At 38.5% G+C, this 13,171-nt stretch carries 11 protein-coding genes and 1 riboswitch; of the genes, 2 read left to right on the top strand and 9 right to left on the bottom strand.

Translation table 11 applies throughout. The features are described 5' to 3' along the window. Positions 1-56: 56 nt before the first annotated feature. The 6 genes from ACOZIR_RS24935 to ACOZIR_RS24910 form a co-directional block, all read right to left on the bottom strand. On the bottom strand, positions 57-2,198 hold the full coding sequence (locus ACOZIR_RS24935; RefSeq protein ID WP_328120305.1) for a cache domain-containing protein: 2,142 nt from the start codon (positions 2,196-2,198) through the stop codon (positions 57-59). A 275-nt stretch (positions 2,199-2,473) separates the two neighbouring features. Next, the gene (locus tag ACOZIR_RS24930) at positions 2,474-3,817 is read right to left on the bottom strand and encodes an amino acid permease (protein WP_328120304.1); all 1,344 of its coding nucleotides are present in this window, start codon (positions 3,815-3,817) and stop codon (positions 2,474-2,476) included. Positions 3,818-3,976: 159 nt separating this feature from the next. Beyond that, a riboswitch (glycine riboswitch) is annotated at positions 3,977-4,057 on the bottom strand. Positions 4,058-4,309: 252 nt separating this feature from the next. Beyond that, positions 4,310-5,695 (bottom strand): 23S rRNA (uracil(1939)-C(5))-methyltransferase RlmD, encoded by a 1,386-nt coding sequence (rlmD, locus tag ACOZIR_RS24925; protein ID WP_045291970.1) that lies wholly within the window; start codon positions 5,693-5,695, stop codon positions 4,310-4,312. A gap of 162 nt (positions 5,696-5,857) precedes the next feature. Continuing rightward, entirely contained in the window at positions 5,858-6,667 is an 810-nt protein-coding gene (gene pdaA, locus ACOZIR_RS24920) for a delta-lactam-biosynthetic de-N-acetylase (protein ID WP_421536011.1), read from the bottom strand. Between the two features lie 94 nt (positions 6,668-6,761). Next, positions 6,762-8,303, bottom strand: a complete 1,542-nt coding sequence (locus ACOZIR_RS24915; RefSeq protein ID WP_116758279.1) for a fumarate hydratase — start codon at positions 8,301-8,303, stop codon at positions 6,762-6,764. Between the two features lie 162 nt (positions 8,304-8,465). Then, positions 8,466-8,651 (bottom strand): SE1561 family protein, encoded by a 186-nt coding sequence (locus tag ACOZIR_RS24910; protein ID WP_013081532.1) that lies wholly within the window; start codon positions 8,649-8,651, stop codon positions 8,466-8,468. A 203-nt stretch (positions 8,652-8,854) separates the two neighbouring features. Between ACOZIR_RS24910 and yfkAB the strand changes: the two genes are divergently transcribed. After that, positions 8,855-9,973 (top strand): radical SAM/CxCxxxxC motif protein YfkAB, encoded by a 1,119-nt coding sequence (yfkAB, locus tag ACOZIR_RS24905; protein ID WP_045291972.1) that lies wholly within the window; start codon positions 8,855-8,857, stop codon positions 9,971-9,973. 36 nt (positions 9,974-10,009) lie between these two features. Here the strand turns inward: yfkAB and ACOZIR_RS24900 are convergent, their stop codons facing one another. Further along, positions 10,010-10,810 (bottom strand): YfkD famly protein, encoded by an 801-nt coding sequence (locus ACOZIR_RS24900; protein WP_028412446.1) that lies wholly within the window; start codon positions 10,808-10,810, stop codon positions 10,010-10,012. Positions 10,811-10,950: 140 nt separating this feature from the next. After that, entirely contained in the window at positions 10,951-12,006 is a 1,056-nt protein-coding gene (gene cax, locus ACOZIR_RS24895) for a calcium/proton exchanger (protein WP_045291973.1), read from the bottom strand. A gap of 200 nt (positions 12,007-12,206) precedes the next feature. Between cax and ACOZIR_RS24890 the strand changes: the two genes are divergently transcribed. Further along, positions 12,207-12,620, top strand: coding sequence for a pyridoxamine 5'-phosphate oxidase family protein (locus ACOZIR_RS24890; RefSeq protein ID WP_028412447.1), 414 nt, complete (start codon positions 12,207-12,209; stop codon positions 12,618-12,620). Positions 12,621-12,639: 19 nt separating this feature from the next. Here the strand turns inward: ACOZIR_RS24890 and ACOZIR_RS24885 are convergent, their stop codons facing one another. Next, positions 12,640-13,023: an OsmC family protein gene (locus ACOZIR_RS24885; protein ID WP_310878893.1), complete on the bottom strand. Its 384-nt coding sequence runs from the start codon at positions 13,021-13,023 to the stop codon at positions 12,640-12,642. Positions 13,024-13,171 lie beyond the last annotated feature (148 nt).

Below are 13,171 nucleotides of genomic sequence, written 5' to 3'. Positions count from 1 at the left end.
GCATGAAAGCTTTTGATATATTATAAGTATAATAATAAAAAGTAGGGGAACTTCCCCTACTTTTTTATGATTGGAAACAATATATCCACACTTGTTCCTTGATTTAACTGACTAGAAAATGTCATCTGCGCACGGTGAGCTTTAATAATCCGGTAGCTGACCATCAGCCCTAAACCTGTACCTTTTTCTTTTGTACTATAAAAAGGCTCGCCTATCTTCGCTAACCGTTCAGGAGGAATACCTTGCCCTTCATCAGCAAGCTGCAGCCAAAGGTGGTTTTCTTTTGCTTTGATAGTAATATGAATACCCCCTCCTTCAGGCATTGCTTCGATAGAGTTTTTAATAATATTAATAAATACTTGTTTTAACTGATTTTTATCTCCATATACCTGTGGTAACTGGTCGTCCCTTTCAAATATGAAAGCTACCTTTTTTTCTACTGCTTCAGGTTCAAGAAGCAAGCACACTTCTTGAACAAGCGCTTGCATATTCAAGGGTTCAACATTCATAACCTGAGGTTTTCCTAACATCAAAAATTCTTCTACGATTCCATTCATTCGTTCTAATTCAGTTTCCATGATATCTATATACAAAGCATCTTTGGGATTTTGTTCTTTTAATAAGTGAACAAAACCTTTTAAAGACGTCAAAGGATTTTTGATCTCGTGGGCAACTCCAGCTGCAAGTTCTCCTACAACGGCAAGCTTCTCAGAAGTTCTAAGCTTCTCTTCTGCTTTTTTACGCTCCGTAATATCTGTCGATACGCACAGCATTTGAATCACTTCCTGTTTTTCATTCATAATAGGAAGTTTTGCTGTTTCGACCCACCGCCGGTTTCCTTTCGAATCTTTAAACTGTTCTTCTAATACCATCCCTTTTTGCGTACAGTTTGAAAACGCTCCTTTATATAAAAGATCTGATTGAAGGTTGAACTGATATTTATCAATTGATTGTCCAATCAAGTCATCAGATTTTTCACCTAGCAGTATCGCAAAAGATTCATTAACAAGAATGAACTCCCTTTTTTGATTAACGGCATAAATATAGCTTGGATTAATGTCAATGACTTGTCTTAAAAACGTTTTTTGTTCCTGCAGCTGATTTTCTTTTTGCTGTAAATTTGCTTTAGAATGGCGTATATAGCTAATCATTTCATTAAACTGTTTAGATAAAGTACCGATTTCGCCCCGCTCAATTTCTCGTTCTGGAATTTTTTGATTAAAATTCCCGTGCGCTACTTGTCCCGCCAATTCGTATAGTTTACGAATTGGATTCACAATTTGCCTTGCATATAACGCAGTAAAAAAAGAAAGCAGTAAAATTGTAATACCTGAAACGGTCCAAAGCGTTTTTTCAAACGTTTCATAAGGCCTGTAAATTTCTTCAACGGGTAATTCAGCAACAATTCCCCAGTCCAAAACAGGAATATATTCGAAAGACGCAAAGAAATACTTACCTTCGGTGTTCACAACGCGCTGATATCCTGATTTATGATTCATCGTTTCCTGGACGATTTCATTTTCCCTGGCATTTTCACCGATTCTCTGTTTCTCAGGGTGTGAAATAATTCTACCATTGCGGTCTACAATAAACGTATAGCCGTTCTCTCCTATATCGAACGTTTGAAAAATGGATTGAAAGCTTTTATTTTCTTCAATGCGCAGCGCTAAATTTATAACTTTTTTTACATTTTGCTGCTCATCCAAAATAGGAATCGCCATCACCACAATGTAATGCTTTGTGTCTGCTGAAACGACATCGCTTAAATATATTTTTTTAGTTCGCAGCGCTTCTTGAAAATATTTTCTTTTACTTAAGTTCACGTGCTTCATATTCTTTAAATCATCTGGGTAATAATGCTCCACATACCCTTTTGTATTAAAAATGGTTCCGCTATCGATATACGGTGAAATATTAACTATTTTCTGCAGTTCTTTGTCTATCTCTTGTTCATCATCCGATAAAAAAATAGGATCTTGCTGTACCTCGTCGCCCAAGCTCCAAATATCTTTAATCACGACGTTAATTTGCTCTTTCATTCTCTTGACGGTTTTATCAGTTACCTGTCGATATTGATCTTGAGAAATATTAGGCAGCATCACTCTTGAAACTATAAACATTAGCGTCAGTACGGTACAAATAAGAAGCACATTAATCGTGAAGATTTTCCAAAACGTATGAGATTTAAACCATTTCATGTTTGTTCACCTTAATCTAATGAAGTCTACCTCCATTGTACTGTAAAATGAAAACTTTTCCATGTAAATGATAGAATTCCACCTTTAGACATAGAAGAAAAGCATTGGGTTCTACATTACGACCAGAAAACTATGAGCTTTTTCACTGTGTTTTAAACATTTTTTTAAGGTTCTTATATAAACTTTGCTTCCTGCATTTTCTTCATGCAGTAGAAATCCATTATTTATCCTCCAATAAAAAGACCCCATCACGAAATGATGAGGTCGTCAATTTACTATTTCTTTTTCCTTCTAGCCCAGTAAAAACCAAATAAAAGAATAAACCAAACGGGTGTCAACAATAAGGCTGGGCGCGTCGCATCAGAAAACAGCATAATAATAAGAATCACTGCAAATAACGCTAGCACAACATAGTTTATAAATGGTGTTAACGGTGCTTTGAATGTTGATGCTGCATGCAGCTGCGGACGCGTTTTTTTATATCTTAGATGGCAAATCAAAATGATACTCCACACCCAAATAAAACAAATAGCGCTAATGGTTGTTACGATGCCAAAAGCTTGGTCTGGTATCAGTTTGCTTAACAAAGCTCCCGCTGAGATAACCAGCGTAGATACAAACAATCCGCTGCTTGGTACGTGGTTTTTGTTCAGTTTTGCAAACGTAGATGGCCCTTGGTCATTTTTACTTAAATTATATAAGATACGGCTTGTTGAAAACATTCCGCTATTACAAGCAGAAGCGGCTGAAGTTAATACAACAAAATTAATAATTCCAGCAGCAAGCGGAATTCCGACTAAACTAAAGGTTTTAACAAATGGGCTTTCTGCCGCATTTAATTCCATCCACGGGTTAATAAATAAAAGGACGATAAGCGCTCCAACATAGAAAAATAAGATTCGCAGCGGAATTTTATTAATGGCCGATGGAATATTTTTTTGGGGATTTGATGTTTCCGCTGCCGATACCCCTACCAATTCAACCCCGACGTATGCGAAAATAACCATTTGGAATGAAAGTAAGAAACCTGAAACCCCGTTCGGAAACAGTCCTCCATGATTCCAAAGATTTTGAACCGTAACCGATCCTGTATCCGTTTTAAATCCGATTACCAGTAAAATAACGCCAATCACAATTAACGCAAGAATCGTAATAACCTTTATTAAAGCAAACCAAAACTCTAATTCTCCAAATAATTTTACGGTTAATAAGTTAAGCCCTAATAAAATAATCACACAAATAAGTGCAGGAATCCACTGAGGGAGATTGAACCAATATTTCACATATACGCCAACGGCAATCACGTCAGCCATAGCTGTCATGATCCAGCAAAACCAGTACGTCCATCCTGTGACAAATGAAGCCCATGGTCCAAGATACTCTTCAGCAATATCTGTTAACGATTGATAACCTGCTTTAGACAGCAGTAGTTCTCCTAGCGCTCTCATCACAAAGAAAAGCGCAATACCCACAATTAAATAAGCAAAGATGATAGAGGGACCTGCAAGCTGTATTGCTTTACCAGAACCTAAAAATAATCCCGTCCCAATGGTTCCTCCAATCGCGATTAGCTGAACATGACGATTGGATAAATCCCTCTTTAATTCTCGTTGTTCCAACTCTAACTCCTCCTAACAATAAAACCTTTGATACAATCGTGCGGACTACAAAATAAAGTCCAATAAAAAAAGAGATTGGATGCGCTCCAATCTCATGGTCATAAGAATAACAAATATTATGGTACATACTAACAATTAGTAACATGCCAAATAAATATCCGGTACTCTTCTGTCCTTTTGCCTGAGATTGTGAACCCTTCGGCGTCGCGAAACTATCGCGATCTCTCCAGAAGCTGCTCCTGCTATAGTGTGATCCATAGCAATCATAGCTTTCTACGTATTAAATTTTTCAGTCAATAGAATGACTGTCGAATAGTTGTTTATTCTAATACCAGTTGGATGCTTTGTCAATAAGAAAAATTATTTTCATTTATTTTCCTTCTTTGAAAGAAGACACTACATAAAAACCTTGTTCTTTTATTTGTGATAAAAATCATCCTATCACAAACAAAAAAAAAGCAGAATCAAATCTGCCCTTTACTCTTTTTCTATTCATTTCTTTAACGTCAAACTCACCACATTCTCCACATGCGCCGTATGAGGGAACATATCAACAGGCTGAATGTAATCAACATGATAAGCCTTCGACAGCTGCTGCACATCTTTCGCTAATGTGGATGGATTACAAGAAACGTAAACCACTTTCTTTGGCTTCACTTGTAAAATTGTTTTTAGAAGCTTGTCATCACAGCCTGTTCGCGGAGGGTCAACGACGATTACGTCTGGCTTCCAGCCTTCTTTTACCCACTGCGGCATCCATTTTTCAGCTGGACCCGTCACATATGTGGCATGTTCAAATCCATGGTCTTTGGCATTTTTTCGCGCGTCTACAACGGATTCTTCAATCGTGTCCATTCCGCGAATTTCTTTGGCATCTTTAGCAAGCCATAAGCCAATTGTCCCTACTCCGCAGTATGCATCTACAATTTTTTCACTGCCCGTTAGCGCAGCTGCTTTTTTTACTTCGTCATATAGCTTCACCGTTTGAAGAGGATTCAACTGGAAAAATGCACGCGCTGAAAGTTCGAATGAGATATCACCTAACGTTTCTTGAATCACTGATTTTCCAGCGAGCGTAAACGTTTCGTCTCCAAAGATAAGCGATGTTTTTTGGCCGTTTACGTTTTGTACGAGCGATTTCACTTCCGGCAGGCGGCGCTGAATTTCTTTCATCAGCAGCTCTTTTTTCGGAATTTCTTTTTTAGCCGTAATCAAGACAATTTGAACTTCACCCGTTTCAAATCCTACTCGAGATACAATGGTACGCACAATTCCACGGCGTTTACGCTCATTGTAGATAGGGATTTGAAGGTCTTGTAAAATTCGTTTTATTTCTTTTGTCACGTGATTTGTGGCTTTATGCTGAATGGGACAGTTTTCAATATCAATCAAGCGGTGAGAATTCAGTCCGTACAAACCAGCAATGACTTTTTGTTTGTCCACGCCGACTTGAAACTGAGATTTATTACGATAGCGCCACGGATCTTCCATGCCAATCGTTTGGCGTGTTTTTTCTTCTACTTTTTTTAATGAACTGTGACGTTCGAACGCTTGCAGAACGATATCGCGCTTGGATTCTAGCTGACCTTCATAGGATAAGTGCTGAAGCTGGCAACCTCCGCACTGGTCGTAAATAGGACAGGGTGCTTCTACGCGATGAGGAGATTTTTTGCGAATTCGCTTGATTTTCCCTTCGGCAAACTTATGCTGAACATTTGTTGCTTCTACAACTACTTCTTCATTCGGTAATGCTCCCGGCACGAAGACGACTTGGCGCTTAAAATATCCTACGCCTTCTCCATTAATACCGAGTCTTTTTATAGTCAACGGAAACGTTTGTCCTTTTTGAACTTTCATTTCAGTTTTTGGTTTATTCATGAGACCAACTCCGATTAGTTTAAATTCTTTATATAGTTATTAACGGTCTTTAGCTGCTTAAAACCTATTAGACCGTATCGCTTTAAAAAAGACATCAACGCATATTATAACACTTCAACAGCAAAAAACCGACAGAAGAAACATTCCCGTCGGTTTTTATCTTTATTTCGTTTTAGAAGGACTTTTCTTCATTTGTTTGCGTTCGTTCATTAAATCATCAATACTTCTAAACGTATAGCCCTGCTTTTTTAAATCCACAATCGCTTGATCTAACGCATCTGCGTTATCTTTTGAAACGGTATGCAAAAGCATAATCGCACCTGGATGTATTTGAGCCATCATATTGTCGTATGAGTAGCGCCAGCCTTTTTGTTCATTCACTTTCCAGTCAACGAATGCAAGTGACCAAAATACATTCGTATAGCCTTCTTGCTTTGAAAGAGCTAGCGTTCGCTCGCTAAATACACCTCTAGGTGAGCGAAGATACTTCATTTCATCACGACCCGTAATATTCTTGTATTCATCTTTTACTTTTTGCAGTTCCTCTTTAAAACGCGCATCATCCACTTGAGTTAAGTCAGGGTGATGCCATGAATGATTGCCGACAATATGCCCTTCTTTTACCATTCTCTTAATTAGCTTAGGCTCTTCTTTTAAATAGTGTCCTGTTACAAAGAACGTGGCAGGAACCTTTCTTTTTTTGAGCACGTCTAATACCTGCGGTGTATAACCATTTTCATAACCGTTATCAAACGTTAAATAAATATCTTTTTTAGTTGTATCTCCGAGGTAAAACGCATCATACTTAGCAAGAATTTGTTCATAAGCTGTACCTGCAGATGCGGGCTTGTGATTTTTACTTTTTTGAAATCCCCAGCTGATCGGAGTGTTTGGATACATTTGTGCTTCAACAGATTCTAGGCCTGTTGACATCACGAATAAAAAAACGAGAAAAAAGGTGAACCGGCGCATAAGAAGCTCCTTTCGGAAGTCATTTTACGCTTAGTATCCACTCAATTTTCTCGTTCATGAACGTTACTTTTTACCATACGCTCTGAACGTATGTTTATTTAAATACCGGCTCCTTAAATTGCTCAAGCTTTTCAAATGAAGATTTGTCTACATCTGCATGCAAGCTGTTTCCGTGCGAATCCATCGTCACTACAGCTGTAAAGCCTTCTACTTTTAAATGCCACATTGCTTCAGGGATACCAAACTGCATCAAATCAACGCCTTCTACGCTTTTGATACAATCAGCATAGTACTGCGCAGCTCCGCCGATAGCATTTAAGTACACGCCGCCATGCTCTTGAAGAGCAGCAAGCGTTTTAGGACCCATACCGCCTTTACCGATAACCGCGCGGATACCAAATTTCTTCATAATATCCCCTTGGTAAGGTTCTTCACGAATACTTGTTGTTGGTCCTGCAGCGGTTACGTGCCATTTTTCATCTTCATCTTTTAACATAACCGGACCACAGTGATAAATGATTTGTCCATTTAAATCAATTGGCGCATCGTGATCTGTTAAATGCTTATGAATAGCGTCGCGTCCTGTGTACATCATACCGTTGATGCGCACCACGTCGCCAACTTTTAATTCACGAATTTGCTCTTCTGTAATAGGTGCTTGTAATACAACTTCTTTTGTTTCATCCGCATTTTGTTTCTCTTCTGCACCTGCATTTTTATTAAAATCTACTTCTTCGCCTTCTTGATACAGCCACTCTTGAACGCTTCCTGTATCGGCATTGATTTTAACGCCCAAACGGCGGTAAGCCCAGCAGTTATACGCAACTGACACATAGAAGCTAGCAGGAATACGATTGATTACGCCGACTTTACAGCCAAGTAATGTCGTTTCTCCGCCGAAGCCCATTGTACCGATTCCTAACTTATTGGCATTTTCCATTACATACTCTTCTAATTCTTTCAACTGAGCATTTGGATTTTCGTCATCTAAGTTTCGGAACAGCTGCTCTTTTGCTAATTCATAGCCTGTTGTACGGTCGCCACCGATTCCAACACCAATGACGCCGGCACTACAGCCTTGGCCTTGCGCTTGGTATACTGAGTGCATCACACATTTACGAATGCCGTCTAAATCACGGCCAGCTCGACCTAATCCTTCTACTTCACAAGGCAGGCTATACTGAATGTTTTTGTTTTCACAGCCGCCGCCTTTTAAAATGAGACGCGCATCAATATAGTCATTTTCCCACTGTTCAAACTTAATAACCGGCGTGCCTCCGCCTAAATTATTACCGCTGTTTTCTCCCGTTAACGAATCTACAGAGTTAGGGCGAAGCTTTCCGTGCTTTGTTGCTTCTTCAATTGCCCAATAAATCGCTTCTTTAATTTGAAGCTGATTCACTCCTACAGGGGTTTTAATTTTAAATGTTGGCATACCTGTATCTTGACAAATTGGCGATAAATTATCATCCGCCATTTTAATATTATTGGTAATGGTCGCTAAAGACATTGCTGCACGCGTTCCTGCATTTTCACGCGCTTTTGCCTTTGCGATAGCACGTCGAACGTCTTTTGGCAATTTTGTAGATGTTTCAACAATTAAATCGTACATGCTTTGTTTTAAAGCTTCAATCATCACTTAATTCCTCCCATATCCCGCTAATGTATGTATTTATCTATCTGTCGTACAACTTTCAAAATTTATTATACTCCTTCAAAAATTGTTTCGAAAGACCTTTATAGGAGGATTTCCACTTCAAGCAAAAAAGCGCTAGTTTTTCTAGCGCTTTTTTCTTCTTCATTCTTTATCTTTTTTAAACTGCTCACATTTTGCTTCTAGGTCATCAATCATTGTGATCAAACGGTCAATGTCTTCTAGATCTGTGTTTTCAGGCTCCATAGAGTCTAATACGTGTACAAACATATTTAAACGATCTTTTAAATAACGTACTTGTGAATCTTTATCTCGAACGGCGTTTCCCATTTTAAACCCTCCTGATATAGCTTTTCATTCGTATTTCCTTATATCCTAACGAATACTTTCATATTTGACAACTAAAAGCAATAAAATCCATAATAGTCACTGGTGTCCGTTTTGAATGGGACGTATAATTTAGTCTAGCAGGACGGACCGTGAGATGTTTTCATCATCATTTCACTTTACGGAAAAATAAAAGGAGTTTTTTTATGGCCACTTTACAACGAATTACCCCGGAGTTCGATCCGTGGGAAGCGTATTTAGATATGAAACAATATGGCAAACCGACGCTCACAAACGTTGAATTTACAACAACGACGCTTTGTAATATGCGATGTGAGCACTGCGCAGTTGGATATACGCTGCAGCCAAAAGACCCAAACGCACTGCCTCTTGATTTAATTTTAAAACGTCTCGATGAAATTCCAACACTTCGAGCGTTAAGCATCACGGGCGGAGAGCCTATGATGTCTCTATCTTCTGTAAAAAATTATGTGGTGCCTTTATTAAAGTATGCACATGAACGAGGTGTCCGTACACAGATTAATTCAAATTTAACATTAGATCTTGCTCGTTACGAACAAATCATTCCTTATTTAGATGTTTTACATATTTCTCACAACTGGGGAACGATGGATGACTTTGTGGAAGCTGGCTTTGCAATGATGGAGCGAAAGCCTACTTATGAGCAGCGCGCCAAATATTTCGACCGTATGATTGAAAACAGCCGCGCGCTTGTAAAAGCAGGTGTAACGGTATCAGCTGAAACGATGTTAAATAAACGTACGCTTCCTCATATGGAAAAAATTCATCGTCAAATTGTGGATGAAATGCTTTGTCAGCGTCACGAAGTACACCCTATGTATCCAAGTGACTTTGCCAGCACTTTAGAAACATTATCTCTTCCTGAAATGCGTCAAGCTATTCATCACCTTCTTGATATTCGAGATGAAAATGTGTGGATGCTATTCGGCACGTTACCGTTTTATGCATGCAGTAATAACGAGGAAGACTTAACGCTTTTACAGCGCTTGTATAGCAGTAAAAATGTAACCGTTCGAAACGATCCAGACGGGCGTTCTCGCCTAAATGTAAATATTTTCGACGGAGATATCATCGTAACTGATTTTGGTGATACGCCTCCTCTTGGCAACATTCAAGATACAAAACTTACAGACGCTTTTGATACGTGGCAACAAAGCACGATTTCTAAAGAACTTAGCTGCCATTGTTCAGCAGTGTCGTGTTTGGGACCTAATATTTTGGTGAAAAACAGCTATTATCAAGGTACTGATTTCAGCAAACTCCAAGCGAACATTACAAAATAACAAAAAGAGATTCCATCGTGGGAATCTCTTTTTTTGTTATCTCGGCTGATCGTAAGCCCCAAAACTTAAGGAGACATAATCTTGTACTGGAATCCATGCTCCAATTCCTTGAGACGTTACATTTCTCACCACAATTGAACGCTTGCTGCCTTTTACCGTTACATACACTTCTCCATACGTCACTTTTCCCTTTTCACTTACGGCAGGCGTGTACGCATAGAGATAACCTACTTTTTTGGGAGCTACGTTATACACCTGGTCTTTTTTCGTTCCGGCACCTACAAACGTTTGAAATGATAAAGTGAGCTTTGTTTTTTTAGCTGCTTCAATTAGCATCATTTGTTTAACATGATCAGGCTGGGGCACTTTTGCTGTTAATCCGCCTTTTACATGGCTTTGATTTTCCTGACTGTACATCATTTTGTACTGAGTTTTTCCTGCTCTGTTATCATAATGATTCGTATTGATTCGCTGGTGCTGCCAGTTAACGTTTGTTTCTGTTGATTCATAATTTAACGGCCACTGTCCTAAAAAAATGGTTGCTCTGAACCCAATTGCCCATGGAGTTTTAGAAATGTTTGATTCATTTAATATACGAATTAAATCAGGGTTTTCAATTTTTACATTTGACGTTTCAATGAGCTCTTTTGTGAACTCACTCGGCTGCAAATAAGGCGTGTCTTGACTAGCATTTGGATACGTATTTTCTTTTGAAATATTTAAAGCTGAAGAAGGCACGTTGATGGTAGGCTGAGCTGTTTTAGCAATGGCGATCTTCGTTGAACATGAAAATGAAATAATGATGGTAAACACAAATAAAAGCAATTTACGTAACATCTAGAAACTCCTTTCAACATCGTTAATGAATGCAACCATAGTTTTTTCAAACATCCCCTGTTTTATCCTGAATACCAAAAGGGAAATTCTTCTATTCACCTACAAAAAAGAAACGTCCACATAAAGTGAACGTTTCTTTTTTAAATAAGATAAAAACCAATTCCCATAATAATATAAGCGCCTAAAAGAGTTGCACCTTCGAACCAGTTTGTATCTCCGTCGTTAGAAATGGCAATCGTTAAAAATACGGCTGTTACCATCGCAATCAACTCCGGCCACGTAAAAACAAGAGACATTTGATTTTCGAACATCAGCGACACTAACACTAGTATCGGTGCTACAAACATCGCTACTTGTAAAGTCGAGCCAACAGCAATTTCAACTGCTACACCCATGCGATTTTTAACAGCCATAATAATTGCGGAAGCATGCTCTGCCGCGTTCCCAACAATCGCTACAATGATGACCCCGATGAACAGCTCACTCCAGCCAAAGCTTTCCGAGACAATTTCGATTGTACTTACCAAGCTTTCGGATACGTAAGCTACAGCTAACGTAGACAAAAAGAGAACCGCAATCGCTTTCCACATTGACCACTCTGGCTCCTCATGTTCTTCCACTTCTTCACTTTTATGCTGATACACGCCTCGATGCGTTACCAGCTTAAAAAATAACGCCGCTAAGTACAAGATGATGAGAATAATGGAGATTCCAACACTTAGGGACATGGTCTTCGCTTCGTCCATTTCGCTAGCAAACACTTCAGGAATAACAAACGCAACAATAACGGCAAAGATCAATAATCCAGAATTATGTCTTGCATCATAGACGTTAAATTCTTGACGCTTAAATTTAAGTCCTCCGATAAAGAATGAAAGACCGCCTACAAGAAGAAGATTTCCTAATACAGAACCGGTTAACGATGCAAGCACTACGGCTGTAAGGCCTTCTTTTAGAGCAAAAATAGAAATAATTAATTCTACAGCGTTACCAAACGTGGCATTTAATAGACCGCCTATTCGAGGACCAGCTACAACAGCTAAGCTCTCTGTTGCTCTTCCCATAAAAGCTGCGAGGGCAATGATTGTTAAACAGTAAATAATAAACATAAGAACATCTGACCAGTGCATCATGTGCCCAATAACAGATAGCGGCACCCCAAGAATAACCGCTATAAGAAAAATCCGATTGATCATCGATATGTACACCCACCTTATTCATTTTTTGACAACAAAATCAATCATATCAAATTAATGGAATTTGTATAGACTCACCGTCAATGTTAGTATTTTTAACCTATTTTTATAAATGATAAACCCCTAATTGATTTTTGATTAAGATATTTAAAAATCAGCCAAACTACCAAGGATAATGAGATAGAATGAGGAGTGAAAAAATGAGTAATGATGTAAAAAATCAAATTTTATCCGTACTGGATGACTATACAATCGGAACGTTAGCTACGATTCAAGATGGAAAACCTTATTCACGCTTTATGATGTTTTTTCATGAAGATCTTGTGCTCTACACCGCCACCAATAAAGATACCCATAAAGTCGAAGAACTAGAAAAAAACCCTTACGTTCATATTTTATTAGGCTATGATGGGCAAGGTTGGAGTGATCCGTATGTAGAGGTAGAAGCCAAAGTAAATGTAGAAACAAACGAAGAGTTAAAAAAGAAATTTTGGAATGAAAAGTTAAAAGAGTGGATTAAAAGTCCAGATGATCCAAATTATTTGCTTCTTCAGCTGACCCCTGAACGCATGCGCTATTTTGATAAAGCCGGAAGCAAACCAAAAGAAATATAAAAGTGGACAATGTCCACTTTTATTTTATTTCGAAGGTTTCTGTCACTTTTATACTGTCAATAATCGACTGTAGCATCGAACAATTTTTTCGAGCTAGCTCAATTGATTTTTCAATTTTATCTAATGGAAGGTCTTCTCCTGTGATGATATAGTGCAAATGAATTTTTTCGATTCGCCCCGCTTTTTCATCATTGCGCGTCACATCAGCTTGGATGCGTAGATCTGAAAAAGAGATTCTTTTTTTCTCTAGAATCTTTCTTAACACGCCTCCGCTGCACACGGCAATGGACGATGTCATTAACTGATAAGGACGAAAGCCATGCTCTTCATCTCCGGCGATATGCAGCTCTCCGTAAGGAAGATTTGTCGTAAAACCCTCTTCTTTTTTCATGTTAAATTCCATTTTCTTCACTCCTTTACTTCATTATAAACCGCTTTTTATATAACCAACTACTCTCACTATGGATTACTTGTTACACTGCGGTTTTATTTCCGGGCACCATCACAATAAAAAAATCCGAACGAATTTAATTCTTGATCAAGAATTAAAT

The sequence above is a fragment of the Priestia sp. D3YE.R1 genome, from assembly GCF_049199565.1.
Taxonomy (GTDB): Bacteria; Bacillota; Bacilli; order Bacillales; family Bacillaceae_H; genus Priestia; species Priestia aryabhattai.
This window is presented reverse-complemented; position numbering and strand designations above follow the sequence as displayed.